The organism is Arthrobacter sp. 01N444 (assembly GCF_056399305.1).
In genome coordinates this window covers 32,960-59,908 of record NZ_JBFTRB010000011.1, presented here as the reverse complement: position 1 = coordinate 59,908, position 26,949 = coordinate 32,960, and the positions used below count along the sequence as shown (strand labels likewise).

Genomic DNA, 26,949 nt, shown 5'->3' with positions numbered 1-26,949 from the left:
GCCCGGAGCCCCGCCAGGGTCACCGTTCCGTCGCGAGCGGCCGTTCCGGGGTGTGCAGCCGGGTCATCAGCCGCGTCATTGTCCGCGGCACCCGGCCCCGCGTGGCCCGCGACACCAGGATCGTGACGGCGAACGCGGCCGGTACCGTCCACGCGGCCGGTTGCGCCAGCCACGACGGCGTCTCTGCCGCCCCCAGCACCGAACCGGCCACCATCGCGCTGCCGCAGAGCACGCCGCCGGTCGCCATGCCCGCGATTGCCCCGGCGTCCGTCAGTCCCCGCCACCAAATGCCCAGCAGCAGGACAGGGCAGATCGTGGACGCGGTAAAGGCAAACACGAGCCCCACGCTGCCGGCCAGTGCCAGCGACTCGGTCATCGACGCGATTCCCAGAGGCACCAGCGCCGAGATCAGCGCTGCCAGCCGGAAGCCCCGCACGCTGCCGCCGAACACGTCCTGGCTGATAACGCCGGCCAGAGAGACCACCAGGCCCGACGTCGTCGACAGGAACGCCCCAAACGCCCCCGCCACCACCAGCGCAGAGAGCAGGTCGCCGGCCGCCCCGCCCACCAGGCGGCCAGGCAGCAGCAGCACCAGGGCATCGGCCGGCCCGCTTTGGGCGAGGTCGGGGGCGTAGGCCCGGCCGATCATGCCGTAGGCCGTGGGGAACAGATAGAAGACCGAGAGCAGGCCCAAGACAATCAGAGTGGTGCGGCGGGCCGACTGTCCGTCCGGATTTGTGTAGAACCGGACCAGCACGTGCGGCAGGCCGAGGGTTCCGAAGAGCAGGGCCACGAGCAGCGAAATGACCTGATAGGGGCCCGAGGGTGCCAGCGCCGTCGGATTCACCGCGGGGGCTGCCTCCGCCGGGGAGCTGTTGCCGCCCAGCACCAGCAGCATGAACACGATGGGCACCGCCACCGCCGTCAGTTTCAGCCAGTACTGGAACGCCTGGACAAACGTGATGGAGCGCATCCCGCCCGCCACCACGGTGATGCAGACGACGGCGACCACCGCCACCGGGCCTACCCACGCCGGCAGCCCGGTGGTGATCCTGATGGCCAGGGCGGCGCCGTGGAGTTGCGGGACGATGTAGAGCCAGCCGACCAGGACCACCACCACGCTTGTGACGCGGCGGACGGCACGCGAATCGAGGCGCGCCTCGGTGAAGTCAGGGATCGTGTAGGCGCCCGAGCGGCGCAGGGGAGCGGCGACGAACAAGAGCAGCATCAGGTATCCGGCCGTGTACCCCACCGGATACCACAGGGCGTCGGTACCGGAGAGCAGGATGAGCCCGGCGACCCCCAGGAAGCTCGCGGCCGAGAGGTACTCCCCCCCGATTGCTGAGGCGTTCCACCACGGCTTGACCGTCCGGGACGCCACGTAGAAGTCCCCGGTGGTGCGCGAGATCCGCAACCCGTAGAAACCAATCACAGCCGTGGCGAGGGAGACGGCGGCGAACGCCGCGACGCCGACGACGGGGTTCACCGGCCGTTCACCCGGCCGCGTGGGTGGCCGCCCACCGGGCCCCGTACGTGGCCGCCCGCCGGGCCGTTCACGTGGGTCCTCACCTGTTCGGTCATTTGTCGCCGGCGAGGTCCCGGTAGCGGGCCTCGTTCCTGGCCGCGGTCCGCACGTACAGCCAGGCACTGAGGCCGATCACGGGATAGATCCCGGCCCCCAGCAGGACCCAGTCGAAGGGAAGGCCGGCAATCGTGGAGTCCGCCAGGCCGGGGACCAGCCCCAGCATCAGCGGGAAGGCGAGCATGATCAGCAGGAATCCCAGGGCCACCACGAGGCCCAGCCGGAGCTGGGACCGGATGAGCGAACGGACGAACAACTGCCCGGCGTCGGTCTCCTCCTCCGCTTCGCGGGAGGCTGCCGCGGAGCGCCCGCCGTTCAGGGCGGCGCTGTTTGCTGCGGTGCTGTTTGGTGTGGCGCTGTTTGGTGTGACGCTGTTTGGTGTGACGCTGCGCGGCGCCGTGACCCGGACCCTTGTCATGCCTGCGGCCGGATACGGGTTGCGCCGAGCTTTTCCCGGACAGCAGGCAGGTGCCGGCGGCTGATAGGCAGTTCGGCTCCACCCACGGTGACGCTGGGCCGCGCTGCGGCGAGCTTCAAGTGGCTGACGTGGCTCAGCGCGATCAGGTAGGAGCGGTGGATGCGGACGAATCCGGCGTCGGCCCACTGCTGTTCGAGGTCCGCCAGCGGAACCCTGATGAGGTAGCTGGCATCGGCGGTGTGCAGCCGGGCGTAATCACCCTGCGCCTGGACGTAGGTCACGTCCTCGCGACGGATCATTTTGGTGGTCCCGCCCAGGTCCACGGTGATCATTTCGGGTGCAGGGGCACCATCCTTGAGCAGTTCGCTGATGCGTCCGATCGACTTTGCCAGCCTTTCGGCCCGCACGGGCTTGAGGAGGTAGTCCACGGCCGCGAGCTCGAAGGCCTCCAGCGCGCAGTCCTCGTCGGCAGTGACGAAAACGACGGCGGGCGGGCGGGCGCTGCGGGAGATGGCCCGCGCAATGTCCAGCCCGGACAGCGCCGGCATGTGGATGTCGAGGAACACGGCGTCGACGTCTTCGGCCTCGAGGGCACGCAGGGCCTCGGCGCCCGAGGAAGCCCGGTGGATGGCGCCGATCCGGTCATCCCGGCCGAGCAGGAAGGCCAGTTCCTCAACGGCGGGGAGCTCGTCGTCGGCGACGAGGACGTTAATCATGGCTCTAGCGTACTGCCGCAGGCATTCTTGCCCGACCGGAATCAGGCATCGTGCCGGGGCTGGGACTTGGGGACGCGCATCGTGATCAGGGTGCCTTCGCCGGGCGCGGTCTCGATCACGAGGCCGTTGTCGTCGCCGTACACCTGGCGCAGGCGGGCGTCGACGTTGCGCAGCCCGACGTGGTCGCCGTCGCTGTGCCCGGCAAGGACGGAGCGCAGCTGGTCGGGGTCCATGCCCACGCCGTCGTCCTCGATCGTCACCTCCGCGAAGGCACCGGAGTCATTCGCAGTGATGGAGATGTGGCCCGGGCCCTCCTTGGCCTCCAGCCCGTGCCGGACCGCGTTTTCCACGAGCGGCTGCAGGCTCAGGAAGGGGATCACGGTGCTGAGCACCTCGGGAGCGATCCGCAGGCTGACCTGGACGCGGTCCCCGAACCGGGCCCGCTCCAGGAGCAGGTAGCGGTCGATGCAGCGCAGTTCCTCGGCCAGGGTGGTGAAGTCGCCGTGGCGGCGGAAGGAGTAGCGGGTGAAATCGGCGAACTCCACCACGAGCTCGCGCGCCCGGACCGGATCCGTGTTGATGAAGGATGCGATCGCGTTGAGCGAGTTGTAGATGAAGTGCGGACTGATCTGGGCGCGGAGGGCGCGGACCTCGGCTTCCATCAGGAGCGTGCGGGAGGCGTCGAGCTCGGCCAGTTCCACCTGCGTGGCCACCCAGTCAGCCACCTCCCCGGTGGCGCGGACCAGTCCCGCCCCGGCGGCCGGCGCGAAGGCGGCCACCACACCCACCACACGCGTGCCGGTTTTGATCGGGGCGATCACGACGGCGCGCTCCACCTCCGGCGCCAGCGTCATGCCGCCGACGCCAGCGGCCAGGAGCTGGAGTTCGCCCGCCGGAATGACGGCGAGGTGGCCGCCGTCGAACACTTTTGACGCGAGCCCCATCAGGGCAGGCTTGAGCTCCTCGGCGGCGCCGTCCCACGCGAGCACGCCGGTTGTGTCGGTGATGGCGAGGGCATCGCAGCCCAAGATGCTGCGCAGCTGTTTGCTGGCCTTGGCCGCACCGGCAGGGTTCAGGCCGGTCCGCAGGTACTGGCCGGCCCGGGACGCGGCGTGGAGCGTCGTGTAAGTGGCGCGCTCGGCATCGGTGCCGAGGTCGCGGAAGGAGCGGAGGACCTGGAGCCCGACGGCGACGACCACCGTGATCGCCATGGCGATCACCGCGACGGCGGCGGCGGTGAACAGGGGAGAGTCCGGCATGATGCCCAGCCTACCGCCGGTGCCGGGGCTGACGGCTCTGGCACGTGCCCGGACAACGATGGCCGCGAAACAGGTGTATCGGGCGCCGTTTGGCGCAGCGCCGGGACCGCTGAGCGACGCAGGCTGCCCCGGCTGTGGTAGGTAGCCCACGTCACGGTGCACAGTGATTGCAGTCACATCGGCAGGATGGGTTGCAGGGTGCGTCCCGCGCAGACCACGGCAACCGGTGTGGACTCACCAGTCTCAATGAGGAGGAACCGATGGGTCACGACGCCCAAGAAACGGACGCTGCGGCGGCCGTGGACTTCAAGGAAGTCCAGTCGACGGAGCAGTTCCAGGAACTGCGCACCCGTCACCGCAGCTTTGTCTTCCCGCTATCCATTGCCTTTCTGCTCTGGTACTTCGCCTATGTCCTGCTGGCCGACTACGCGGTCGGATTCATGTCGATCAAGCTTTGGGGCAACATCAACGTCGGCCTGATCCTGGGCCTGCTGCAGTTTGTCTCCACGTTCGCGATCACCGGCTGGTACGTCAGCTATTCGAACCGCAAGCTGGACCCCATTGCCTCCGAGATCCGCCAGGAAATCGAGGGGCACGAATTCGACAAGCACGGCAACCCGGTTGGGGGGACAGCAAAATGACACTCATGGTTCCCGCGGTCAATGTCGCGGATCTCAAGGACACCACCCTGCTGAACATGGGCATCTTCGCCCTCTTCGTCGCGATCACCATGGTCATTGTGATCAGGGCCAGCCGCAACAACAAGACGGCGGCCGACTACTACGCGGCCGGACGTTCCTTCACGGGCCCGCAGAACGGCACCGCCATCGCCGGCGACTACCTCTCCGCAGCGTCCTTCCTGGGCATCACCGGAGCCATCGCCATCAACGGCTACGACGGCTTCATGTATTCCATCGGCTTCCTCGTGGCGTGGCTCGTCGCCCTGCTGCTCGTCGCCGAACTGCTCCGCAACACCGGCAAGTTCACCATGGCCGATGTCCTCTCCTTCCGGCTCAAGCAGCGCCCCGTGCGCATCGCGGCAGCCATCTCCACGCTGGCCGTCTGCTTCTTCTACCTGCTGGCCCAGATGGCCGGTGCCGGCAGCCTCATCTCACTGCTCCTGGGCATCAGCGACTGGGGCGGACAAGCCCTGGTGATCATCGTCGTCGGCGCCCTGATGATCATGTACGTCCTGATCGGCGGCATGAAGGGCACCACCTGGGTTCAGATCATCAAGGCCATGCTCCTGATCGCCGGCGCGGCAGTCATGACCTTCTGGGTCCTCGCGATCTACGGCTTCAACCTCTCCGACCTGCTGGGCGGCGCGGTGGAAACCTCGGGCAACCCGAACCTGCTCAACCCGGGACTGCAGTACGGCAAGACGGAGACCTCCAAGGTCGACTTCCTGTCCCTCGGCCTGGCCCTGGTGCTCGGCACCGCAGCCCTGCCGCACGTGCTGATGCGCTTCTACACGGTTCCGACCGCAAAGGAAGCCCGCAAGTCGGTGGTGTGGTCCATCTGGCTCATCGGCATCTTCTACCTGTTCACCCTGGTCCTGGGCTACGGCGCAGCTGCGCTGGTGGGTGCCGACACCATCAAGGCAGCCCCGGGCGGCGTCAACTCGGCCGCGCCGCTGCTCGCCTTCCACCTCGGCGGTCCGCTGCTCCTGGGCTTCATCTCGGCGGTGGCCTTCGCGACCATCCTGGCCGTCGTCGCCGGCCTGACGATCACCGCGGCGGCATCCTTCGCCCACGACATCTACGCCAGCGTCATCGCCAAGGGGAAGGCCGACGCCGCCACCGAGGTCAAGGTTGCCCGCCGCACCGTGGTGGTGATCGGGCTGCTGGCCATCGCCGGCGGCATCTTCGCCAACGGACAAAATGTCGCGTTCCTCGTGGCGCTCGCCTTCGCCGTGGCTGCCTCCGCCAACCTTCCGACCATCCTCTACTCGCTGTTCTGGCGCCGGTTCACCACCCAGGGAGCCCTGTGGAGCATGTACGGCGGATTGTCCGCGGCCATCATCCTGATTGCGCTCTCCCCGGTGGTCTCCGGGGCCAAGACGTCGATGATCCCCGGCGCCAACTTCGCCATCTTCCCGCTGAGCAACCCGGGCATCGTCTCCATCCCGCTCGCGTTCTTCCTGGGCTGGCTGGGCACGGTCCTGGACAAGCGGAAGGAGGACGCCACAAAGCAGGCCGAAATGGAGGTCCGTTCCCTGACCGGGGTGGGCGCCGAAAAGGCTACCAACCACTAGGAAGGCTGCACCAGCAGAGAAGCTCCCGTGCAGCAGCACGGGAGCTTCTCTGTGGATGGGCGCTTCGACAGGGTTTTTCGAGGTCAGCGCTGAGGCCTCAGCCGAATGTTCACCATCTTCAGCTCGTCGTGGCCCTCGAAACGGTAGGCCAGCTCCACACTTTTCGTGTCGCAGTCGATCGTTCCGGCCACGTCGGCGGCGTTGGAGCCGTTGTTGGAGCTGACGTTGAGGCTTGAAAAGTTCGGTTTACAGCTGCCGTCAAGCTCCAGGCTCTGCACCCCCGCGGCGAACTCCTCCGGCGAAATCTTCCGCATGAGGGCCGGATCCAGGTACTTCTCGTAGGCGGTGCTGACCTCACCGGCGATGAGCATCTTCGTGAAATCGTCAGCGATGCCCCGTGCCTGGTTGGTGGCTCCGCCCACCACGTTGAGCAGGACGACGGCGCCGGCACTTACCAGCAGGAGCACACCGCCGACGATCCCGAGGACAATCCACAGGGCCTTGCGGCTCTTTTTCGGGGGCGGCAGGGCGGCGCCGCCGTAGTAGGGCGGCGGCTGCCCCGGACCGCCGTAGTACGGAGGTGCGCCGTCGGCGGGTGGCGGGTAGCTGGGTGCCGCGCCGGTCGCGGGTGGCGGGTAGCTGGGTGCCGCGTAGTTGGGCACCGCGGCGTCGGCGGGTGGCCCGGGCGGCGGGGCGTAGTACGGAACGGGCGGCTGGCCGGGCGCCGGGTGGCCGGCTGCAGGCTCATGCCCGGGCTGCGGCGGTACCGGGCGGTGTGGTTCCTCGGGACTGCTCACGGTTCAAGCCTTTCCGGCAGTCCAGACAAGCCACTGCCTGTTGCACTGGGCCGCGTGCGCGGACCCAAGGACTCAGGGGGACCCAACGGACACAGCCTAGCGCCGCGGCCGCCCACGGCACAGATGAAAAGCGGATCAGTTATCGGCGGATCCGCGCTCCAGCAGGGGCTGGATCCGGAACGGGATCAGCTCGCCCATCGCCAGTGCGGTATCGGTCCGGTCCACGCCGTCGCAGGCCAGTATCTTGCCGTTGATCCGGAACAGGTCCTCGGCGTCGAGCGCCACCACCCGCAGGAGCAGATCGGCCGAGCCCGTCAGGCCGTAGCCCTCCAGGATTTCCGGAATCCCGGCGAGCTCGAGGGCGAGGGGTCCGAGTTTCTGCTGCTGGACGTGGACGGAGATGAAAGCCATCAGCGGGTACCCCAGGGACACCGGGTTGATCCGCCGCTCGAAGGAGAGGAACACGTGCTTCTTCTCCAGCTGGGCCATCCTGGCCTGCACCGTATTGCGCGAGAGTCCGAGCTTCTGGGCGAGGGCAACCACGGTCCGGCGGGGGTCCCGCGCCATGGCCGAAAGCAGGCGGGTGTCAGTGCCATCCAAGGTTTGCATAATGCGCAAGATTAGCACGGTTGGCGAATGCCAAACAGTGCATAATGCTCAATATTTTTGCGGGTGGTTGTACCCGATGAGCATTGTGAGTAGGGTCACAATTATCCGGGGCAACGGCGCCCGGGCGGCTGGCGCGCCGCGGGATCACGAGTCCTGCGAGTTCCGGTCAGACGACGTCAGAAGGTGCGGACAACAGTGTTTACCGACGACGCGGGCAAGGGCGGCATTGCCGCCGGGGGCCCCGGAAACAGTGAAAATTCTATGAGGCGGACGGGCGGCGACCTCGTCCAGCTCATCACCCCGGCGGGCGAGCGCATCAGCCATCCCGAGTTCGATCCCTGGCTCCAGGACGTCAGCGATGAGCAGCTCTGCGCGCTCTATGAGGACATGGTGGTCATCCGCCGGATCGATGCTGAAGCCACGGCCCTCCAGCGGCAGGGCGAACTGGCACTGTGGCCGCCACTGCTGGGCCAGGAAGCATCCCAGATCGGCTCGGCCCGTGCCCTCCGCGAGGACGACTTTGTCTTCCCCAGCTACCGCGACAACGGTGTCGCCTACTGCCGGGGAGTGAAGCCGGAGGACCTCGTCCGTGCCTGGCGTGGCAACGCATCCGCCGGCTGGGACCCGTTCACCGTCAACGTTGCCACCCAGCAGATCATCATCGGCGCGCAGAGCCTGCACGCCACGGGCTACGCCATGGGCATCCAGAACGACGGCGCCGACTGTGTCGCCGTGGCCTACTTCGGCGACGGCGCCACGAGCGAAGGCGACGTCAACGAAGCCATGGTCTTCGCCGCGAGCTTCCAGGCGCCCGTCGTCTTCATCTGCCAGAACAACCACTGGGCCATTTCCGAACCCGTCCGGCTGCAGTCGCACATCCAGCTCGCGGACCGCGCCTCAGGCTTCGGCATCCCCAGCATGCGGGTCGACGGCAACGATGTCCTCGCCGTCATGGCAGCCACCCGCATTGCCCTGGACCGTGCCCGGCGCGGCGGCGGCCCCACCTTCATCGAGGCCGTGACCTACCGGATGGGCCCGCACACGACGGCGGACGACCCCACCCGCTACCGGGATGCCAACGAACTCGAAGACTGGGCCGCCAAGGACCCGATCAGCCGGATGAAGTCGCTGCTCGAGCGCAAGGGACTGCTGACCGCGGACCTCGAGGCCGCCGTCGCCGCGCAAGCTGACGCAGTGGCCAAGGAACTCCGGGCCGGCACCATCAACATGCCCGAGCCGCAGCCGCTGGATATCTTCAAGCACGTGTACAGCACGCCCAACTCCTGGCTGGACCGCCAGCAGGAGCACTACTCCCGTTACCTGGCTTCCTTCGGCGATCCCGCAGAAGCCGCTTCTGAAGAAGGTGCACGCTGATGACGCAGATGACCTTTGCCCGAGCCATCAATTCGGGCCTGCGCAAGTCCCTCGAAAACGATCCCAAGGTGGTCCTGATGGGCGAGGACATCGGCGCCCTTGGCGGTGTCTTCCGTGTCACCGACGGGCTGCAGAAAGACTTCGGCAAGCACCGCGTCGTGGACACCCCGCTCGCCGAGTCCGGCATCATGGGCACCGCCGTCGGCCTGGCATACCGCGGGTACCGTCCGGTGGTGGAGATCCAGTTCGACGGCTTCATCTACCCGGCGTTCGACCAGATCGTCAGCCAGGTCGCCAAGATGCACTACCGCACCCAGGGCGCGGTCAAGATGCCCATCACCATCCGCGTCCCGTTCGGCGGCGGCATCGGCTCGCCGGAGCACCACTCGGAATCGCCCGAGGCCTACTTCACCCACACCTCGGGGCTGCGCGTGATCAGCGTGTCCAACCCCCAGGACGCCTACACCATGATCCAGCAAGCCATCGCCTCCGACGATCCCGTCCTGTACTTCGAGCCCAAGCGGCGCTACCACGACAAGGGCGAGGTGGACGAGAGCGTCGACCTGAGCTCTGCCCTGTCCATGGAAAAGGCCCGTGTTGTCACCGAGGGCACGGACGTCACCCTCGTGGCCTACGGCCCGCTGGTCAAAACCGCCCGCGACGCCGCCATGGCGGCCGCCGACGAAGGCATCTCGGTTGAGGTCATCGACCTGCGCTCGCTGGCACCACTGGACTTCGCCACACTTGAGGCCTCGGTCCGCAAGACCGGCCGTCTGGTCATCACGCACGAGGCCAGCCAGTCCGGCGGCCTCGGCGCCGAAGTCGCCGCGAGCATCACCGAGCGCTGCTTCTACCACCTCGAGGCCGCTCCCGTCCGCGTGACCGGCTTCGATGTTCCCTACCCTTACTCCAAGCTGGAAATGCACCACCTGCCGGGCCTTGACAGGATTCTCGACGGCGTCGACCGCGCCCTCGGCCGCCCCAACTCCCTCAGCGGGCTGGAAGGATGAGCGCCACCATGATCAAGGAATTCAGGCTCCCGGACCTCGGCGAGGGACTGACGGAATCGGAAATCGTCGCCTGGAAGGTCGCGGTAGGGGACACCGTCACCCTCAACCAGATCATCGCCGAGGTAGAGACGGCCAAGGCCGTCGTCGAGCTGCCCTCGCCGTTTGCCGGCGTCGTCGCGGCCCTGCACGAACAGCCCGGCACCGTTGTTGAGGTCGGGAAGCCGATCGTCTCCTTCGAGATCGAGGGCGACGACGGCGCCGCCGGTTCCGGCGGCGGTGCTGGTGCGGACGGGGCCGCAGGCGGCAAGCGTGAGCCGAACCTCGTGGGCTATGGCGCCGTCCTGGAAGCGTCCGGCCGTCCGGCCCGCCGCGCCCGCACCTTCGCGGCCCCGGCGGCCCCTCCGGCCGTCGCGGCCGAGCCGGTGGCACCCGTACGTGCTGCTGAACCGGCCGTCTCTGCGCCGGCCGAATCCAACCCGGTCGAAACCTCGGCGGCATCCGCGGCGGGGGAGCGCCCGCGGTCCACGCCTCCGGTGCGCAAGCTGGCCAAGGATCTCGGCGTCGACCTTGAGGCCGTGCCCGGTACCGGGGAGCGCGGGCTCATCACCCGCGACGATGTGCTGAACTTCGTCGGCGGCGGGGACCTGCCCGCGGCCGCCCAGGAGCCCGCCGGTGCGACGGCGCAGGCCGCAGGGCTTGTCCAGGCCCCGGGCGAGCGCGAGACCCGCACGCCGATCAAGGGCGTGCGGAAGTTCACGGCCGCCGCCATGGTGGCCAGTGCCTTCACCGCGCCGCACGTCACCGAGTTCCTGACCGTCGACGTCACGCCCACGATGGAGCTGCTGGCGCGGCTCAAGGCCAGTCGCGCGTTCGCCGGGTACAAGCTCACCCCGCTGACGCTCGTGTCCAAGGCCGTGCTGATTGCGTTGCGCAACCACCCGACCCTCAACGCCCGCTGGGACGAGGCCAACCAGGAGATCGTCCAGTTCAACTACGTGAACCTGGGCATCGCGGCCGCGACCCCGCGGGGGCTGACGGTTCCGAACATCAAGGACGCGGACCGGATGTCCCTCATGGATCTCTCCTCGGCCCTGACGGAACTGACGGACACGGCCCGGGCCGGGAAGACAAGCCCTGAGGCGCTCTCCGGCGGCACGATCTCCATCACGAACATCGGCGTCTTCGGCATTGACGCCGGCACACCCATCCTGAATCCGGGCGAGGCAGCCATCCTGGCCCTCGGTGCGGTCCGGAAGATGCCGTGGGAGTACCAGGACGAGGTCGCGCTGCGCCAGGTCATGACGCTCAGCCTGTCTTTCGACCACCGTCTGGTCGACGGCGAGCAGGGCTCGCGGTTCCTCCAGGACCTCGGCGCCATGCTGGCCGATCCGGGCATGGTCCTCGCGATGGTCTAGGTCCCTCTACACAGCTGCCGGCTGCCCCGTCCGAAAGGAAGGGGCAGCCGGCAGCTTCGTGGTGTGCGGGCTCCTTTGGGCGGGGTTGTCGCCGTCCCGGGGCGCATGGAGGACAATTTCGACGGCGGCGGCCCCGTTGACGGCGTCTCCGTGCCTAAGTCGCCATGGGGTGGACACGTGGGCGGTGGACACGTGGACCCGGGAGGGCGCCCGGGGCGGGGGGAGTTGCTTAGCCGAGCGGCTCGGTGGGAGCCGGTGCCAGGAGCGCGGCCAGCGCCATGCTTTCCAGCAGCGGCCTCGCGCGGCGGACCCCGATCCGGCGCCCGTGGCTGCGCACCGAGTGCGGGGTCGAGTTGATCAGCCCGAACGTGGCATGCGCGCGCATCCGCAGTTCGGCGGCCTCCGTGCCCTCGTGCAGTCCGGCCAGCACGTCCACCCAGAGTTCAACATAGTTGCGCTGAAGCGTGCGGACCTCGGCCTGGTCCTCGCCGGCCAGGTTGCTGAAGTCCTGGTCCTGGACCCGGATGACGTCCGGGTTGCTCAGCGCAAAGTCGACGTGGAAGGCCACCAGCCCGCCCAACGCCGCCAGATCGCCGTCGGAATCGGCCACCACCTTGCGGCCGCCGTCGAGCAGGTCCTGGCTGACACTGAGCAGCAGGGCGCCGAGGACGGCCTGCTTGCCGGCGAAGTGACGGTAGACCGCCGGTCCGCTGACGCCGGCCGCGGCCCCGAGATCCTCCAGGGAAACGCGGTTGAAGCCCTCCAGGGCAAAGAGCGCAGCGGCGGCGGACAGGAGGGCCTGCCGTCTGTTCGCCTTGGCCTGGCTGCGCTGGGTTGAGGCTGCCTGGGGCGGGGCTGCCTGCGCTGACGGAAGCTGGGCAGTCTGGCTGGGCTCGGTCACCGGCGCATCCCCTCTTTACAAAATGATCCCTGTGTTGGACATCACAGTTAATAGAGACTAACCTAAATCTCAGTTATGCGGTACTAACCGAAATAGTCGGGCGGCCTGAGTTGCCGCTCCGGCGCGCAAGTCCGCGCAGGACAGGGAACGGAAACAGTCAATGGAGACAATCGCCAGCCGGGTGGATGCGACGAGCACCGCCTACGCCGCGAACCGGGAGGCCCAACTGGGGCTGGCCGGCGAGCTGAGGGAACGGCTCGCCACCGCCGCGCTGGGCGGGCCCGCGAAGTCCCGGGAACGCCACGTGGCGCGCGGCAAGCTCCTGCCGCGCGAGCGCATTGACCAGCTGCTCGACGATGGCAGCCCCTTCCTGGAGATCGCCCCGCTGGCCGCGGACGGCATGTACGACGGCGACTCGCCCGGTGCCGGCGTCATTGCCGGCATCGGGCTGGTGCACGGCCGCCAGGTGCTGGTCATTTCCAACGACGCCACGGTCAAAGGCGGCACGTATTATCCGATGACGGTGAAGAAGCACCTCCGCGCGCAGGAAATCGCCCTGGAGAACCGGCTGCCCTGCATCTACCTCGTGGACTCCGGCGGGGCGTTCCTGCCCAAGCAGGACGAGGTCTTCCCGGACAAGGAACACTTCGGCCGGATCTTCTTCAACCAGGCGAGGATGTCCGCGGCGAAGATCCCGCAGATCGCCTCGGTCATGGGCTCCTGCACCGCCGGCGGCGCCTACGTTCCGGCGATGAGCGACGAGACCGTGATTGTCCGCAACCAGGGCACCATCTTCCTGGGCGGCCCGCCGCTGGTGAAGGCCGCGATCGGCGAGATCGTCACGGCGGAGGAACTCGGCGGAGGCGACGTGCACTCGAAGATCTCCGGGGTCACGGACCACCTGGCCGAGAACGATGAGCATGCCCTCCAGATCGTCCGGGACATCGTCTCCACCCTGCCGAAGCCTGCCGCGCCAGTCTGGGACGTGGACACCGTCGTCGAGCCCGTTGCCGACCCGGATGAGCTCTACGGTGCCGTGCCCACGGACGTCAACGCCCAGTACGACGTGCGTGAGGTCATCGCCCGGCTGGTCGATGGCAGCCGGTTCCATGAGTTCAAGAAGAACTACGGCACCACCCTGGTCACGGGCTTCGCCAAGCTGCACGGCCACCCGGTGGGCATCGTGGCGAACAACGGCGTGCTGTTCAGCGAGTCCTCGCTCAAGGGCGCGCACTTCATCGAACTGTGCGACCAGCGCGGCATCCCGCTGATCTTCCTGCAGAACCTCTCCGGCTTCATGGTCGGCAAGGACTACGAGCAGGGCGGCATCGCCAAGAATGGCGCCAAGATGGTCACCGCCGTCGCCACCGCCAGGGTCCCCAAGCTGACGGTCGTGATCGGCGGGTCCTTTGGCGCCGGCAACTACTCAATGTGCGGACGCGCCTACTCCCCGCGCTTCCTCTGGATGTGGCCGGCGTCGCGGATCTCCGTCATGGGCGGCAACCAGGCCTCCAGCGTGCTCGCCACCGTGAAGCGGGACCAGTACGAGGCCCGCGGCGAGGAATGGTCCGCCGCGGACGAGGAAGCCTTCAAGGCCCCCATCAAGCAGCAGTACGAGGACCAAGGCAGCCCTTACTACTCCACCGCCCGCCTCTGGGACGACGGCGTGATCGACCCCGCGGACACCCGCACCGTCCTGGGACTGGCGCTCGACGTCGTCTCCCGCACCCCGCTGCCGGAGACTTCCTTCGGCCTCTTCCGGATGTGAGCCAGCCATGAATCTTTCTTCGCCGACCATCTCTTCGCCCACCACGCCTTCCGTGGCCACTCCTCCAGCCACCCCCACAACCGGCACCCCGCTGTTCGGCACCGTGCTCGTCGCCAACCGCGGCGAAATCGCCTGCCGCGTCATCCGGACCCTGCGCGCCCTGGGCATCCGTTCGGTCGCCGTCTATTCCGACGCCGACGCCGACGCGCGGCACGTGCGGGAAGCCGACTTGGCGGTCCGGATCGGGCCCGCCGCGGCCACCGAGAGCTACCTCAAGATCGAGGCCATCATCCAGGCCTGCCGCGACACCGGCGCCGAGGCCGTGCACCCCGGCTACGGCTTCCTGAGCGAGAACGTCGACTTTGCCCGCGCCCTCGAAGCCGCCGGCATCACGTTCATCGGCCCCGGCGTCGAATCCCTGAACGTCATGGGCGACAAGATCCGCTCCAAGAACCACGTCACCGGCTACGGCGTCCCCGTGGTCCCGGGCATCGCTGAACCCGGCATGACCGACGCGCAGCTGATCGAGGCCGCGGCCGGCGTCGGCTTCCCGTTGCTGATCAAGCCCTCCGCCGGCGGCGGCGGCAAGGGCATGCACATCGTCGAACGCGCCGAGGACCTGGAAGCCACCCTGGCCACCGCACGCCGGGTCGCCGCGAGTGCTTTCGGCGACGACACCTTGTTCCTGGAACGGCTCGTGCTCACCCCGCGGCACATCGAGGTCCAGATCCTGGCGGACAACCACGGCAACGTCATCCACCTCGGGGAGCGCGAGTGCTCGCTGCAGCGCCGCCACCAGAAGGTCATCGAGGAAGCACCGTCCCCGCTGCTGGAATCCCTGCCCGACGGGGCGGAGATCCGCGCCCGGATCGGCGAAGCCGCCTGCCAGGCCGCGCGCAGCGTCCACTACTCCGGCGCCGGGACCGTGGAATTCCTGGTCTCGGACGCCGCCCCGGACGAGTTCTTCTTCATGGAGATGAACACCCGCCTGCAGGTCGAACACCCCGTCACCGAGATGGTCACCGGCATTGACCTCGTCGAATGGCAGGTGCGCATCGCCGCCGGCGAGGAACTCACGGTGACCCAGGCCGACGTCGTGCTGACCGGCCACTCGGTGGAGGCACGCGTCTACGCTGAGGTGCCAGAGAAGAACTTCCTGCCGTCCATCGGACAGGTCGTGCTGCTGGACGAACTGCCGGACACCGCGAGTGGCAAGGTCCGTGTCGACTCGGCCCTGCTGGAGGGCCTCCAAATCTCGAGCAGCTACGACCCGATGATTTCCAAGGTCATCGCGTGGGGCGAGGACCGGGCTGAGGCTTTGGACACCCTCGACGAGGCGCTCGCCGGGTATACCGCGCTGGGCATCGACACCAACGTCGAATACCTGCGGCTGCTGATCAACGACGCCGACGTCCGCGCCGGACGGCTCGACACCGGCCTGATCGAACGGAAAATGCCGGAGTTCTCCTTCCGGCACCCGGGCGACTTCGAGGTGGCCGCTGCTGCCGTCTTCGCCGCTGCGATGCACGAGCATGAAACGCAGGACGCCGGGACAGGCCCCTGGCATCTCGGTAACGGGTGGCGGCTCGGTGCAGCTGCCCCGCGCCGGATCAGCCTGGGGACCCCCGACGGCGGTATCGCCACGGTGCAGGTATCCGGCTCCTTGGCGCGGGGGACGGCGGCCGTGGCGGTCAACGGCGGCCCGCGACGCCCGGCATCATTTCGGTCCACCAAGCGAGGCGCCGCGGAGTTGACTCTGGGCGACGAATCCCGCAGCTACGCGCTGGCGCCTGTCCACCGCGGGCCCGTCCCCCCTGGCCCCGGCAACCCGATGCCAACGGAAGTGTTCCTCGGCAACGAGGGCTGGTCCTGCCGGCTCGAGGTGCTCACCCGGGAGATCCGGCTCGCCCGGGTGCTCGCCGCGATCGAACGCGAGGAAGGCGCCGCCGACCCGGCGGTGCGCTCGCCGATGCCCGGCACCGTGGTGTCGGTGTCCGTCGGCAACGGCGACGCCGTGGAGGCCGGCCAGGTCCTGCTCTCGGTGGAAGCCATGAAGATGGAGCACCAGCTCGTGGCGCCCCTGGACGGAACTGTCCACATCAGCGTCGGCTCCGGCGACCTCGTCAAGGCCGATCAGGTGGTGGCAACGATCCACCCCGCTGTTCCGACTGAACCCTCGAAAGCGGAGGACACGATCGAGGAAGCCGTCATCGCGATGGGCGCGGCCGAATGACGGAACCGCACTGATCCCACCGCCTCCACCCCGGCTCACCAACCCCGGCACACCCAACACCTTTCACCAGACCACAGATGTACCTCAGAAACAGGAGTCACCCCATGGCAGATTTTGAACTCAGCGAGGACTACCAGATCCTTAGCGACACCGTCCGCGAATTCGCCGACGAAGTGGTGGCCCCGGTCTCCGCCAAGCACGACGAAGAGCACAGCTTCCCCTACGAGGTCGTCTCCCAGATGGCGGACATGGGCCTGTTCGGCCTGCCCTTCCCGGAAGAGTTCGGCGGCATGGGCGGGGACTACTTCGCCCTGGCCCTGGCCCTGGAACAGCTCGGCCGGGTGGACCAGTCTGTCGCGATCACCCTCGAGGCCGGCGTCTCGCTCGGTGCGATGCCGATCCACCGCTTCGGCAACGAGGCGCAGAAGCAGGAATGGCTGCCGCTGCTGGCCTCCGGCAAGGCGCTCGCCGGCTTCGGCCTGACGGAGCCGGAAGCCGGTTCGGACGCCGGGGGCACCAAGACCACCGCCAAGCTGGGCGGTGGTGAGTGGGTCATCAACGGCAACAAGGAGTTCATCACCAACTCCGGCACGGACATCACCAGGCTCGTCACCGTCACCGCGGTGACCGGCCAGGAGGAACGCGCGGACGGCAGCGTCAAGAAGGAGATCTCCACCATCCTGGTGCCCACCAACACTCCGGGCTTTACCGCGGAAAAGGCCTACAACAAGGTCGGCTGGAACGCCTCGGACACCCACCCGCTGACGTTCAACAACGTCCACGTCCCCGAGGAAAACCTGCTCGGCACCCAGGGCCGCGGCTACGCCAACTTCCTCTCCATCCTGGACGAAGGCCGGATCGCGATCGCTGCCCTGGCCGTCGGCGCGGCCCAGGGCTGCGTGGACCAGTCCGTGAAATACGCCAAGGAACGCAGCGCGTTCGGGCAGAACATCGGCAAATACCAGGCCATCGCTTTCAAGATCGCCCGGATGGAAGCCCGCGCCCACACGGCCCGCCTGGCCTACTACGACGCGGCCGCCCGGATGCTTGCCGGCAAGCCGTTCAAGACGCAGGCGGCCATCGCTAAGATGGTCGCAGGCGAGGCAGCCATGGACAACGCGCGGGACGCCACCCAGGTGTTCGGCGGCTATGGCTTCATCAACGAATTCACCGTGGCGCGCCACTACCGCGACTCCAAGATCCTTGAAGTCGGCGAGGGCACCACGGAGGTCCAGCTGATGCTGATCGCCCGCGAACTGGGACTGTAGCCGGCCGGAAGGATCACCGATGATCAACAAAGTTGTTGCCAGCGCCGCCGAGGCTGTCGCGGACATTCACGACGGCGCCTCCCTCGCCGTCGGCGGGTTCGGGCTGTGCGGCATTCCCGTGACGCTGATCGAGGCCCTGCATGAGCGCGGCGCCACGGACCTGGAAACCGTCAGCAACAACTGCGGCGTCGACGACTGGGGCCTCGGGATCCTGCTCAAGGACGGCCGGATCCGGCGCACCATCAGCTCCTACGTGGGGGAGAACAAGGAGTTCGCCCGGCAATACCTTTCCGGCGAGCTGGAGGTGGTCCTCACCCCGCAGGGCACGCTGGCCGAAAAGCTGCGCGCCGGCGGCGCGGGTATCCCGGCGTTCTACACCCCGGCCGGCGTCGGCACCCAGGTGTCCGACGGCGGCCTGCCGCAGAAGTACGACGCCGAGGGCAACGTCGCGATTGCCTCCGCGCCCAAGGAAGTCCGCAGCTTCCACGGCGCCGAGTACGTGCTGGAGGAATCGCTGACCCCGGACTTCGGCCTCGTGCACGCCTGGAAGGGTGACCGCCACGGCAACCTCGTCTTCCACGCCACGGCCATGAACTTCAACCCGCTGTGCGCCATGGCAGGGAAGATCACCATCGCCGAGGTCGAGGAGCTCGTGCAGCCGGGGGAGCTGGACCCGGAGCACGTCCACGTCCCAGGGATCTTCGTCCAGCGCGTGGTTCTTGCCCCGCAGGGCGAGAAACGCATTGAGAAGCGGACGGTTGCGGTGGCCACCGGTGCCTCCGGCGCACCAAAACTGTCGCCAGAGCAGACAGGAGCCTAGCCGTGGAAACGAACAAAGCCGCAGAGGCCCCGCCCCGTCCCGAGGCCGTGCGCCACGAATACCGGCGCTCCGCCGTCGAACACGACGCCGGTACTGAGGGCAAGGGCTGGACCCGCAACGAACTCGCGGCCCGGGTGGCGCAGGAGCTGCACAATGGCCAGTACGTCAACCTCGGCATCGGCATGCCGACGCTGATACCCAACTACATTCCGGCCGGCGTCGAGGTGGTGCTGCATTCGGAGAACGGCATCCTGGGCGTCGGGCCGTACCCGGCCGAGGATGAAGTCGACCCGGACCTGATCAATGCCGGCAAGGAAACCGTCACGGTCAACAAGGGCGCGGCGTTCTTCGATTCCGCCGCCTCCTTCGGCATGATCCGGGGCGGCCACGTCGACGTGGCCGTGCTCGGCGCGATGGAGGTCGCCGTCAACGGCGACCTCGCCAACTGGATGATCCCGGGCAAGATGGTCAAGGGCATGGGCGGCGCGATGGACCTGGTGTTCGGGGCCAAGAAGGTGATCGTGATGATGGATCACGTGGACCGCAACGGTAAGCCGAAAATCGTGGAAACCTGCACGCTGCCGTTGACCGGCAAGGGCTGCGTGGACCGGATCATCACCGACCTCGCCGTGATCGACGTCGTGACCGAGGGCGGGAAGTCCCGCCTGGTGCTGCGCGAACTGGCGCCGAACGTGTCCGTGGAGGACGTCGTGGCGGCCACCGGAGCCGAACTCTTCGAGGAAGACCAGGAACTGACCGTATGAGTGATGCAGGCACGACTTCACCGGGCGCAGGCGCACACCCGGGTACCGGCACCCCCCGGGTGATCGAGCAGCGCGGCCTCTATTTCGATGAGCTGGAGGAGGGCGTGGTCTACGCCCACCGGCCGGGCCGGACGCTCACGGAGACGGATAACGTCCTGTTCACCACCATGACCATGAACACCCAGGCCCTGCACCTCGACGCGGCCTGGAGCGCCGGGCAGCCCTTCGGCCAGCGGCTGATGAATTCGATGTTCACCCTTGCCACCGTGGTGGGCCAGTCCGTGCCGCAGCTGACCCAGGGCACCATCATCGCCCAGCTCGGCCTGACGGATGTGTCTTTTCCGAACCCGCTGTACCACGGGGACACCCTGTACACGGAGACGGTGGTGACCGGGAAGAGGCTGTCCGCGACCCGCCCGGGGCAGGGCATCGTGACCATGCAGCACACCGGACGGAACCAGCACGGGGACGTGGTTGCGCTCGCCGCCCGCAGCTGCCTGATGTGGACACGCGAGGCCCACGCCGCTGCCGAGCTGGAAGCGGCGCAAAAGGGGAGAATAGAGACATGAGTTTCCTGATGGGCCCTGCCCTGCTGTTCTGCCCCGCCGACCGCCCCGAGCGGTACCAAAAAGCCGCGGAACGCGCCGATACCGTGATCGTGGACCTTGAGGACGCCGTCGCCCCTGCCGACAAGCAGCGGGCCCGCGGCGCCATCCTCGCCCAGCTCGGCGCCACCGGCGACGTCCCGGAACTGGATCCGTCCCGCACGGTCGTCCGGGTCAACCCGGCCGGCACGGACGAGTTCGAGAAGGACCTGCACTGCCTCAAGCACACGCCGTACCGGCACATCATGCTGGCCAAGGCGGAGAGCGCTGCCCAGCTGAGGGAACTCGAGGGCTACAGCGTGATTGCCCTCTGCGAGACGGCCGCCGGCGTCCTCAACGCCGCCGCCATCGCCGCCGAGCCCAACGTGGTGGCCCTGATGTGGGGTGCGGAGGACCTGCTGGCATCGCTCGGCGGAACCTCCAGCCGGGCGGAGGACGGCAGCTACCGGGCCGTCGCGCTGCACGCCCGTTCCAGCGTGCTGCTGGCCGCCGGCGCCTTCGGCAAGGACGCGATCGACGCCGTCTACGTCAACATCCCGGATCTGGCCGGCCTGGCACTCGAATCCCGTGACGCGGTGGCGTCCGGATTCTCGTCCAAGGCCTGCATTCATCCGGACCAGGTGGCCGTAGTCCGCGAAGCCTACGCGCCCTCCGAGGCCGACGTCTCGGCAGCCGCGGAGCTGCTCGATGCCGCCTCCGCGGCAGGCTCGGGCGTCTTCCAGTTCAAGGGCAAGATGGTCGACGGGCCCATCCTCAAGCACGCCGCGTCCACACTGCGCCGCGCGGGCCGCGTCGGGTCCTGACCGCGGGCCGGCTGCCCATCGACACGTGCAAACCAACGTGTGCCCACCAGCGTGTGCCAACCAGCGTGTGCCCGGGTGAAGCTCTGCCGGGCTGGACTTCGCGATTCGCCACAGATGGCCGGATTGGCTGATCGTATTGCGGCCATCTGCGTCAATTGGGTGCCCTGTGGCTCTGAATCCTCGACCATTCTCCGAGGCCTTGTGCCGATGCGTCCCTGGGTGGCCGGCGTCCCGGGGCTGGCGCCGGGCAACTTCGTGGCTGCCGAGGTGGGACTCTGCCGGGCTGGACTTCGCGATTCGTCACAGATGGCCGGATTGGCTGATCGTATTGCGGCCATCTGCGTCAAATGGGTGCCCCGTGGCTCTGAATCCTCGACCATTCTCCGAGGCCTTGTGCCGAGGGGTCCCTGGGTGGCTGCCGGCGTCCCAGGGCTGGCGCCGGGCAACTTCGTGGCTGCCGAGGTGGGACTCTGCCGGGCTGGACTTCGTCGATTCGCCACAGATGGCCGGATTGGCTGATCCTATTGCGGCCATCTGCGTCAAATGGGTGCCCTGTGCCGCGCAACCCCAGGCCCGTGCCCCGCATTTGTGCCACGTGTCCCGTGTGGCCGTCATGAACTGGACATGCTCAGTGTGGCCGTCACGAACTGGACATGCTCAGTGTGGCCGAAATGAACTGGACATGCTCAGTGCTGACTCCAAGAACCGGACATGTTCAGCGGCGCCAGAGGTAACGGTTCTCCGGCCGGCCCGCGGCTCCGTACCGGGGCGTCAGCCGGGCATGGCCGTGAACCACGAGGTACTCGAGGTAGCGGCGGGCGCTGACCCGGGACAGGCCCAGTTGCAGCGCCAGGCCGGCCGCGGAGACGTCCTCCGGACTGGCCTTCAGTGCCTCGATGACCGCGTCCAGGGTGGGGCGCGACAGTCCCTTGGGCAGCCGTACGGCGGCCTGGTCTGGCTGGGCGGGCTGACTCGCCGGGGTTTCCGCCACCGCGGACCGGCGGGAGGGCGCCACCAGGCGGTCGATGCTCGCCTGGTCAAGCGGCCCGGAAGCGCCGGAGGCCAGATCGTCCCGCAGCATGACGTACTCGTCGAGCCGTTCGTTCAATGCCTGCGAGGAGAAGGGCTTGACCAGGTAGTGCAGCACCCCGCCGGCCATCGCGCCACGGACCGTGTCAAGCTCCCGGGACGCGGTGATCACGAGGACATCCACCGGCCGCCGGCGCGCGCGCAGCCGCTGCAGGACGTCCAGGCCGGACATGTCCGGCAGATGGATGTCCAGCAACACCAGCTCCGGGCCCAGCTCCGCGGCCAGATCGATGCCCTGCTGCCCGGTGTGGGCCATGGCCACGACGTCGAATCCGCCGCGTGCCAGCAGGAACCCGTGATGGATCCCGGCCACTGCTACGTCATCGTCAATGATGAGGGTGCGTATGGCGTTCATTGGTTTTGTAGTTCCGCCTCTTTTGTTCTGAGCACTACCGAGAAGCAGGCTCCGCCCAACGCCGATGAGGATACTGCCGCCCGGCCTCCGCGCCGGAGGGCAACCCGCTGGACCAGGGCCAGCCCAAACCCGCGGCTGTTGATTCCCTCGGACTCCTTGCTGGTCACGCCGGGCTCGAACACTTTAGCGCGTTCAGGAACCGGGACGCCGGGTCCGTCGTCCTCCACCACGATGGTCCGCCCGCCGTCGGCGCTCTCGCCCAGCCGGATGGCCACAGTGCTGTCGTAACCCGCAGCGTCCACAGCGTTGTCGATCAGGTTGCCCAGCACCGTGATGACGTCGCCCGAGTCATCAACCGAGCACAGCGAATCCGGGCTGACGATGATCTCGATGCCGCGCTCGGCGCAGACCGTGGACTTGGCGATCAGCAGCGCCTGGACCCCGTGGTCGGTGATTCCGGCCGCCAGCGGGCGGTTCGCGAAGACGGCGTCGTTGTGGCTGCGGCCCAGGTATTCGATGGCTTTGTCTTGCTTTCCGAGCTCCAGCAGCCCGGAGATGACGTGCAGTTTGTTGGCAAATTCGTGCGCCTGGGCGCGGAGTGCCTGCGTCACGTCCACGGCGCCGTCGCGGTCACGCAGGACGGTGTGGAGCTCCGTGCGGTCGCGCAGGATCAGCACCTTGCCGACTTCGCGGCCGTCGACGGTGGCCGCATTGACCTTGCCCAGCAGAATCCGTTCACCCGAGAGCACCAGTTCCTCCGTGGCGGACCCGGCCGAGAGCAAGCGGAGGACCGCCGGTTCCAGGCTTGCCGCTGCAGGGGTCCCGGTGATGTCCCCGGCCAGGGCGAGCAGGCGGCGTGCCTCATCGTTGACCAGCGCGACCCTGCCGTCGGCGTCCACCGCCACGAGTCCTTCACCCAGGCCGTGGAGCATGGCGTCGCGCGTTTCGAGCAGGGCAGCGATGTCCTCGGGCTCGAGTTTGTAGATCCGCCGCCACACCAGTTTCGAGACATACATCGCGCCCAGCGAACTCAGCAGTGCCGCCCCGAGCAGCCAGCCGAACAGCTGCGGCATGTCCTCATGGAGGTCGGCGGCCAGGGTGCTCTCCAGCACCCCCACGGATGCGGAGCCGATCACGGCGCCGGCCGCATCGAAGATGGGAACCTTCACCCGCCAGGACTCACCGAGCGTGCCCGTCTGGGTACCCACGTAGATCTCCCCGGACAGCGGCACGGACGGATCGGTGGAGACCGGCCGGCCGATTTCCGCCGGATTGGGGTGCGACTGACGGACCCCGTGCCGGTCCGTCACCACCACATAGGTGACGTTGGATGCCTGCCGGATGACTTCCGCGATCGGCTGGATTGTCTGGGCCGGCGACGATGTGCCGAACGCGTTGATGACCGAGGGCAGCTGGGCAACACTTTCGGCGACGCCGATCAGCCGGCCCTTGTAGGCGTCACGGAGCTGTTGTTCCTGCATCCGGATGGTCACGGCCCCCACCACCGTGAGGACAGCCAGCACGATGCCCAGCTGCAATGCGACCAGCTGGAACCGAAGGGGAATCTTGTGAAACATGTCACAAGTTTCCCATTGGGGGCGCAGCCCGCCCGCCAAAAAGACGGCCGGGGCCGTGACCAATATGACCACTACTACCTCTACGGCCAAATGCTGTTGCCGTTCGGCGGGCGCTCCTAGGGTCAGTGACGTGATTCCAATGATGTGCATCACATTCGCCCTAGGAGAAACCATGACTTCCCAGAACTTTTTCACGCGGCCCGCTTTCACGCGTCCCACCCACACACGTCGCGCCGCCCTCATTGCCGGCGCCGCCGGAGTCGTCCTGGCCATGTCCGCCTGCGCGGGAAGCGGAACCGGCACCGCTGCCGGCGGGTCCGCGGGCGCCGATCCGATCAAGAAGCTCAGCATCATCGTCCCGGCCAACCCCGGCGGTGGCTGGGACCAGACCGGACGTGCCATGCAGCAGGACCTGCAGACCAACAAGCTCGTCTCCTCCGCCCAGGTCACCAACATTGGCGGCGGCGGCGGGACCAACGGCCTCGCCAAGCTCGCCACCGAGAAGGACGTCAACACCCTCATGGTGATGGGCTACGTCATGGTGGGTGCGGTCGAGACCAATGGCGCCAAGACCCGGCTCGAAGACACCACCCCGATCGCGCGGCTCACTGAAGAGCCGCTGGTTCTCGTGGTGCCGGCGTCGTCGAAATACCAGTCGGTCGCCGACCTCGTCGCGGACATCAAGGCCAACGGCAAGGGCGTGGCCATCACGGGTGGCTCGGCCGGGGGCGCGGACCACATCCTGGCCGGGCAGATCCTGAAATCCCAGGGCGTGGAGGCGGACAAGCTGAACTACATCGGCTACTCCGGCGGGGGCGAGTCCATCGCGGCGCTGCTCGGCAACAAGGTCCAGGCCGGCATCTCCGGCGTGGGCGAGTATGCCGAACAGGTCAAGGCCGGCAAGGTCCGGGCGCTCGCCGTCTCCGGAAAGGCCGAGGCCCCGGCGCTTCCCGGGATCAAGCCGCTCAAGGACCAGGGGATCGACGTCGTGCTGACCAACTGGCGCGGCGTGGTGGCCCCCGGGTCCATCGACGACGCCCAGCGAGCGAAGCTGACCGACGTCGTCACCAAGCTGCACGCGTCAGAGGCCTGGAAGTCCACCCTGACCAAGAACAACTGGGACGACGCGTTCCTGGCCGGTGACGGCTTCAAGACCTTCCTGACCGAGGACATCGCCAAGGTCAAGACCACCCTGACCCAGATCGGCCTGGTCAAGTAACAGTGTCTGACCTCGCATCAACGTCTGCACCCGCCGCGGCGCCCGCCAAGCGGCCGACCGGGGAGATCCTGTTCGCCCTCGTGTTCGTCAGCGTGGGCGTCGCGGGCCTGGCGACGGCGGGATCCATTCCGATCCCGCCGTCGGAGACCGGCATCGGCCCGCGTGCCTTCCCCTACATCGTGTGCGGCTTGCTGGTGCTGTGCGGCGCCGGGGTGGTCCTGCAGGTCCTCCGCGGCAAAGTCGGGCAGGCCGAGGACAGCGAAGATCTGGACGTGACCGCCAAGACCGACTGGGTGGCCCTGGCCAAACTGGTGGGTTTCGTGGTGCTGCACATCTTCCTGATCGAGCCGGCCGGCTGGCCGGTGGCCGCCGCCGTGCTCTTCAGCGGTGCCGCCTGGTCCCTGGACGCCAAACCCCTCTGGAAGGCGATCGCCGTGTCCGTGATCCTGGCGCTGGTGCTGCAGTACGTCTTCGGCGGCCTGCTCGGTGTTTCCCTGCCGCCAGGGCCGCTGTTCGAGGGGGTGCCGTTCTTCCATGGATAGCTTCATGCTCCTGCTCGAGGGATTCAGCACCGCGCTGCAGCCCGTCTACCTGCTCTACGCGCTGGGCGGGGTCTTCGTCGGCACCGCCGTCGGCGTGCTGCCCGGCATTGGCCCCGCCATGACAGTGGCCCTGCTCATGCCCATCACCTATGCCCTGGACCCCGCGGCCGCGTTGATCGTGTTCGCCGGGATCTACTACGGCGGCATGTACGGCGGTTCCACCACCTCCATCCTGCTGAACACGCCGGGCGAGTCCTCCTCGATCGTCACGGCGCTCGAAGGAAACAAGATGGCCAAGGCCGGCAGGGGAGCAGCAGCCCTGGCGACGGCGGCGATCGGATCCTTCATCGCGGGCACCATCGCCACGGTCCTGCTGACCTTCCTGGCGCCCGTCGTGGCCGACTTCGCCGTCGGCCTCGGCCCCGTGGACTACGTGGCCCTCATGGTGGTGGCCTTCCTGACCGTCGGTGCGCTGCTGGGCGCCTCCGTCCTGCGCGGCCTGGCATCCCTGGCGCTCGGGCTGTTCATCGGCCTGATCGGCATCGATGACAGCACGGCCCAGCAGCGCTTCACGTTCGACAACCCCACCCTGGTGGACGGCGTCGACATGGTCCTCGTGGCCGTGGGCCTCTTTGCCCTCGGCGAGGCGCTTTACGTCGCATCGAAGCTGCGGCACGGCCCGGTGGAGCTGATCCCCGTCAGCAAGGGCAAGAACGCCTGGCTGTCCAAGGAGGACTGGAAGCGGTCCTGGAAGCCGTGGCTGCGCGGAACCTTCATCGGGTTCCCGATCGGCACCGTCCCGGCCGGCGGCGCGGACGTCTCCACATTCCTGTCCTACGCCGCCGAGCGGAAGCTGGCCAAGGGCGCCAACAAGGCCCAGTTCGGCAAGGGCGCGATCGAAGGCGTCGCCGGACCGGAAGCGGCCAACAACGCCGCGGCCGCCGGTGTCCTGGTGCCGTTGCTGACCCTCGGAATCCCGACGACGGCGACGGCGGCCATGATGCTCACGGCGTTCCAGCGCTACCAGATCCAGCCGGGCCCGCTCCTGTTCGAAAACCAGGGCGCGCTTGTCTGGACCCTGATCGCGTCGCTGTACGTCGGCAACCTCATGCTCCTGGTGCTGAACCTGCCCTTGGTGGGCCTGTGGGTGAAGATCCTGCAGATCCCGCGGCCCTACCTCTACGCCGGCATCCTGGTCTTCGCCGCCCTCGGCGCCTTCTCGGTGAACTTCTCCCCGAGCGACGTCGGCATCCTGCTGGTGGTGGGCATCCTGGGCTACTTCATGCGCCGCTACGGCTATCCCGTGGCGCCCATGGTGGTGGCGATGATCCTGGGGCCGATGTTCGAGGTGCAGTTGCGGCGTTCGCTGCAGCTCTCGCAAAACGACCCCACGGCCCTGTTCTCCTCGCCGTTCGCCCTGGTGGTGTACGTCTCCATGGCACTGATCTTCGCCGCCTCGTGGTGGCTGCGCCGCCGCCAGGCAACGTTGGAGGCTGCGCCGGCGAAGGAAGCGGTGTCCGTCTAAGCGCGGGCGTTGAACTGAATTGCCGCAAATGGCCGGAATGACGACA

Annotated in this window: 24 protein-coding genes; 15 read left to right on the top strand and 9 right to left on the bottom strand. The window is 67.9% G+C overall.

Going from position 1 to position 26,949, the window contains the following annotated elements:
* Positions 1 to 19: 19 nt before the first annotated feature.
* The 4 genes from AC1DKN_RS13595 to AC1DKN_RS13580 form a co-directional block, all read right to left on the bottom strand.
* On the bottom strand, positions 20 to 1,486 hold the full coding sequence (locus AC1DKN_RS13595) for a sodium/solute symporter (protein ID WP_476871564.1): 1,467 nt from the start codon (positions 1,484 to 1,486) through the stop codon (positions 20 to 22).
* 91 nt (positions 1,487 to 1,577) lie between these two features.
* On the bottom strand, positions 1,578 to 2,000 hold the full coding sequence (locus AC1DKN_RS13590) for a DUF485 domain-containing protein (RefSeq protein ID WP_476871563.1): 423 nt from the start codon (positions 1,998 to 2,000) through the stop codon (positions 1,578 to 1,580).
* Positions 1,997 to 2,716, bottom strand: coding sequence for a LytR/AlgR family response regulator transcription factor (locus tag AC1DKN_RS13585; protein ID WP_476871562.1), 720 nt, complete (start codon positions 2,714 to 2,716; stop codon positions 1,997 to 1,999). Before AC1DKN_RS13585 ends, AC1DKN_RS13590 begins: the two co-directional genes overlap by 4 nt.
* 41 nt (positions 2,717 to 2,757) lie before the next feature.
* Entirely contained in the window at positions 2,758 to 3,975 is a 1,218-nt protein-coding gene (locus tag AC1DKN_RS13580) for a sensor histidine kinase (protein ID WP_476871561.1), read from the bottom strand.
* 260 nt (positions 3,976 to 4,235) lie between these two features.
* On the opposite strand from AC1DKN_RS13580, the gene AC1DKN_RS13575 reads away from it, so the two are divergent.
* Both AC1DKN_RS13575 and AC1DKN_RS13570 read left to right on the top strand, forming a co-directional pair.
* Entirely contained in the window at positions 4,236 to 4,616 is a 381-nt protein-coding gene (locus AC1DKN_RS13575) for a DUF485 domain-containing protein (protein WP_079551449.1), read from the top strand.
* Positions 4,613 to 6,229 carry a solute symporter family protein gene (locus AC1DKN_RS13570; RefSeq protein WP_026266623.1) on the top strand — a complete coding sequence of 539 codons (1,617 nt, stop codon included), beginning with the start codon at positions 4,613 to 4,615 and terminating at the stop codon, positions 6,227 to 6,229. The genes AC1DKN_RS13575 and AC1DKN_RS13570 overlap by 4 nt, the downstream gene beginning before the upstream one ends.
* Positions 6,230 to 6,312: 83 nt before the next feature.
* On the opposite strand, the gene AC1DKN_RS13565 is transcribed toward AC1DKN_RS13570, so the two are convergent.
* Together AC1DKN_RS13565 and AC1DKN_RS13560 are read right to left on the bottom strand one after the other, a co-directional pair.
* A complete protein-coding gene (locus tag AC1DKN_RS13565; RefSeq protein ID WP_476856472.1) occupies positions 6,313 to 7,026 on the bottom strand; it encodes a hypothetical protein in 714 nt (237 codons plus the stop codon).
* A 135-nt stretch (positions 7,027 to 7,161) separates the two neighbouring features.
* Positions 7,162 to 7,635, bottom strand: a complete 474-nt coding sequence (locus AC1DKN_RS13560; RefSeq protein WP_476871560.1) for an Lrp/AsnC family transcriptional regulator — start codon at positions 7,633 to 7,635, stop codon at positions 7,162 to 7,164.
* Positions 7,636 to 7,830: 195 nt separating this feature from the next.
* Between AC1DKN_RS13560 and pdhA the strand changes: the two genes are divergently transcribed.
* The 3 genes from pdhA to AC1DKN_RS13545 are packed head-to-tail and all read left to right on the top strand — an operon-like array spanning position 7,831 to position 11,434.
* Positions 7,831 to 9,009 (top strand): pyruvate dehydrogenase (acetyl-transferring) E1 component subunit alpha, encoded by a 1,179-nt coding sequence (pdhA, locus tag AC1DKN_RS13555; RefSeq protein WP_374706662.1) that lies wholly within the window; start codon positions 7,831 to 7,833, stop codon positions 9,007 to 9,009.
* Entirely contained in the window at positions 9,009 to 10,019 is a 1,011-nt protein-coding gene (locus tag AC1DKN_RS13550; RefSeq protein WP_476849401.1) for an alpha-ketoacid dehydrogenase subunit beta, read from the top strand. The genes pdhA and AC1DKN_RS13550 overlap by 1 nt, the downstream gene beginning before the upstream one ends.
* Positions 10,016 to 11,434, top strand: a complete 1,419-nt coding sequence (locus AC1DKN_RS13545; RefSeq protein ID WP_476849402.1) for a dihydrolipoamide acetyltransferase family protein — start codon at positions 10,016 to 10,018, stop codon at positions 11,432 to 11,434. The genes AC1DKN_RS13550 and AC1DKN_RS13545 overlap by 4 nt, the downstream gene beginning before the upstream one ends.
* Before the next feature lie 229 nt (positions 11,435 to 11,663).
* On the opposite strand, the gene AC1DKN_RS13540 is transcribed toward AC1DKN_RS13545, so the two are convergent.
* Positions 11,664 to 12,335 (bottom strand): SACE_7040 family transcriptional regulator, encoded by a 672-nt coding sequence (locus AC1DKN_RS13540; protein WP_223914045.1) that lies wholly within the window; start codon positions 12,333 to 12,335, stop codon positions 11,664 to 11,666.
* A 160-nt stretch (positions 12,336 to 12,495) separates the two neighbouring features.
* On the opposite strand from AC1DKN_RS13540, the gene AC1DKN_RS13535 reads away from it, so the two are divergent.
* From AC1DKN_RS13535 to AC1DKN_RS13505, 7 genes are all read left to right on the top strand, one after another.
* Positions 12,496 to 14,103 carry a carboxyl transferase domain-containing protein gene (locus AC1DKN_RS13535; RefSeq protein ID WP_476849404.1) on the top strand — a complete coding sequence of 536 codons (1,608 nt, stop codon included), beginning with the start codon at positions 12,496 to 12,498 and terminating at the stop codon, positions 14,101 to 14,103.
* Between the two features lie 7 nt (positions 14,104 to 14,110).
* The gene (locus tag AC1DKN_RS13530) at positions 14,111 to 16,336 is read left to right on the top strand and encodes an acetyl/propionyl/methylcrotonyl-CoA carboxylase subunit alpha (protein ID WP_476871559.1); all 2,226 of its coding nucleotides are present in this window, start codon (positions 14,111 to 14,113) and stop codon (positions 16,334 to 16,336) included.
* 104 nt (positions 16,337 to 16,440) lie between these two features.
* Positions 16,441 to 17,604: an acyl-CoA dehydrogenase family protein gene (locus AC1DKN_RS13525; protein WP_476871558.1), complete on the top strand. Its 1,164-nt coding sequence runs from the start codon at positions 16,441 to 16,443 to the stop codon at positions 17,602 to 17,604.
* 19 nt (positions 17,605 to 17,623) lie between these two features.
* On the top strand, positions 17,624 to 18,424 hold the full coding sequence (locus AC1DKN_RS13520; protein ID WP_476871557.1) for a CoA transferase subunit A: 801 nt from the start codon (positions 17,624 to 17,626) through the stop codon (positions 18,422 to 18,424).
* Positions 18,425 to 18,426: 2 nt separating this feature from the next.
* Positions 18,427 to 19,188, top strand: a complete 762-nt coding sequence (locus AC1DKN_RS13515; protein WP_223914040.1) for a CoA transferase subunit B — start codon at positions 18,427 to 18,429, stop codon at positions 19,186 to 19,188.
* On the top strand, positions 19,185 to 19,757 hold the full coding sequence (locus AC1DKN_RS13510) for a MaoC family dehydratase (protein ID WP_476871556.1): 573 nt from the start codon (positions 19,185 to 19,187) through the stop codon (positions 19,755 to 19,757). The genes AC1DKN_RS13515 and AC1DKN_RS13510 overlap by 4 nt, the downstream gene beginning before the upstream one ends.
* Positions 19,754 to 20,596, top strand: a complete 843-nt coding sequence (locus tag AC1DKN_RS13505) for an HpcH/HpaI aldolase/citrate lyase family protein (protein ID WP_476871555.1) — start codon at positions 19,754 to 19,756, stop codon at positions 20,594 to 20,596. Before AC1DKN_RS13510 ends, AC1DKN_RS13505 begins: the two co-directional genes overlap by 4 nt.
* 715 nt (positions 20,597 to 21,311) lie before the next feature.
* On the opposite strand, the gene AC1DKN_RS13500 is transcribed toward AC1DKN_RS13505, so the two are convergent.
* Positions 21,312 to 22,040, bottom strand: coding sequence for a response regulator (locus tag AC1DKN_RS13500; RefSeq protein WP_476871554.1), 729 nt, complete (start codon positions 22,038 to 22,040; stop codon positions 21,312 to 21,314).
* Positions 22,037 to 23,617, bottom strand: coding sequence for an ATP-binding protein (locus AC1DKN_RS13495; protein WP_476856463.1), 1,581 nt, complete (start codon positions 23,615 to 23,617; stop codon positions 22,037 to 22,039). Before AC1DKN_RS13495 ends, AC1DKN_RS13500 begins: the two co-directional genes overlap by 4 nt.
* A 172-nt stretch (positions 23,618 to 23,789) precedes the next feature.
* Between AC1DKN_RS13495 and AC1DKN_RS13490 the strand changes: the two genes are divergently transcribed.
* Genes AC1DKN_RS13490 through AC1DKN_RS13480 form a run of 3 tightly spaced genes read left to right on the top strand, consistent with a single transcriptional unit; the run spans position 23,790 to position 26,903 of the window.
* Entirely contained in the window at positions 23,790 to 24,836 is a 1,047-nt protein-coding gene (locus AC1DKN_RS13490) for a Bug family tripartite tricarboxylate transporter substrate binding protein (protein WP_476849412.1), read from the top strand.
* 2 nt (positions 24,837 to 24,838) lie between these two features.
* Positions 24,839 to 25,378 (top strand): tripartite tricarboxylate transporter TctB family protein, encoded by a 540-nt coding sequence (locus tag AC1DKN_RS13485; RefSeq protein WP_476871553.1) that lies wholly within the window; start codon positions 24,839 to 24,841, stop codon positions 25,376 to 25,378.
* Positions 25,371 to 26,903, top strand: a complete 1,533-nt coding sequence (locus AC1DKN_RS13480) for a tripartite tricarboxylate transporter permease (RefSeq protein WP_476871552.1) — start codon at positions 25,371 to 25,373, stop codon at positions 26,901 to 26,903. The genes AC1DKN_RS13485 and AC1DKN_RS13480 overlap by 8 nt, the downstream gene beginning before the upstream one ends.
* Positions 26,904 to 26,949: the final 46 nt, after the last annotated feature.

What these genes read in the sequence shown, in the direction of transcription:
- AC1DKN_RS13585 (WP_476871562.1), bottom strand. Translation starts at nt 2,716, where the DNA reads ATGATTAACGTCCTCGTCGCCGACGACGAGCTCCCCGCCGTTGAGGAA.
- AC1DKN_RS13575 (WP_079551449.1), top strand. Translation starts at nt 4,236, where the DNA reads ATGGGTCACGACGCCCAAGAAACGGACGCTGCGGCGGCCGTGGACTTC.
- AC1DKN_RS13510 (WP_476871556.1), top strand. Translation starts at nt 19,185, where the DNA reads ATGAGTGATGCAGGCACGACTTCACCGGGCGCAGGCGCACACCCGGGT.
- AC1DKN_RS13495 (WP_476856463.1), bottom strand. Translation starts at nt 23,617, where the DNA reads ATGTTTCACAAGATTCCCCTTCGGTTCCAGCTGGTCGCATTGCAGCTG.
- AC1DKN_RS13505 (WP_476871555.1), top strand. Translation starts at nt 19,754, where the DNA reads ATGAGTTTCCTGATGGGCCCTGCCCTGCTGTTCTGCCCCGCCGACCGC.
- AC1DKN_RS13580 (WP_476871561.1), bottom strand. Translation starts at nt 3,975, where the DNA reads ATGCCGGACTCTCCCCTGTTCACCGCCGCCGCCGTCGCGGTGATCGCC.
- AC1DKN_RS13525 (WP_476871558.1), top strand. Translation starts at nt 16,441, where the DNA reads ATGGCAGATTTTGAACTCAGCGAGGACTACCAGATCCTTAGCGACACC.
- AC1DKN_RS13560 (WP_476871560.1), bottom strand. Translation starts at nt 7,635, where the DNA reads ATGCAAACCTTGGATGGCACTGACACCCGCCTGCTTTCGGCCATGGCG.
- AC1DKN_RS13530 (WP_476871559.1), top strand. Translation starts at nt 14,111, where the DNA reads ATGAATCTTTCTTCGCCGACCATCTCTTCGCCCACCACGCCTTCCGTG.
- AC1DKN_RS13500 (WP_476871554.1), bottom strand. Translation starts at nt 22,040, where the DNA reads ATGAACGCCATACGCACCCTCATCATTGACGATGACGTAGCAGTGGCC.
- AC1DKN_RS13570 (WP_026266623.1), top strand. Translation starts at nt 4,613, where the DNA reads ATGACACTCATGGTTCCCGCGGTCAATGTCGCGGATCTCAAGGACACC.
- AC1DKN_RS13480 (WP_476871552.1), top strand. Translation starts at nt 25,371, where the DNA reads ATGGATAGCTTCATGCTCCTGCTCGAGGGATTCAGCACCGCGCTGCAG.
- AC1DKN_RS13550 (WP_476849401.1), top strand. Translation starts at nt 9,009, where the DNA reads ATGACGCAGATGACCTTTGCCCGAGCCATCAATTCGGGCCTGCGCAAG.
- AC1DKN_RS13520 (WP_476871557.1), top strand. Translation starts at nt 17,624, where the DNA reads ATGATCAACAAAGTTGTTGCCAGCGCCGCCGAGGCTGTCGCGGACATT.
- AC1DKN_RS13490 (WP_476849412.1), top strand. Translation starts at nt 23,790, where the DNA reads ATGACTTCCCAGAACTTTTTCACGCGGCCCGCTTTCACGCGTCCCACC.
- AC1DKN_RS13535 (WP_476849404.1), top strand. Translation starts at nt 12,496, where the DNA reads ATGGAGACAATCGCCAGCCGGGTGGATGCGACGAGCACCGCCTACGCC.
- AC1DKN_RS13590 (WP_476871563.1), bottom strand. Translation starts at nt 2,000, where the DNA reads ATGACAAGGGTCCGGGTCACGGCGCCGCGCAGCGTCACACCAAACAGC.
- AC1DKN_RS13545 (WP_476849402.1), top strand. Translation starts at nt 10,016, where the DNA reads ATGAGCGCCACCATGATCAAGGAATTCAGGCTCCCGGACCTCGGCGAG.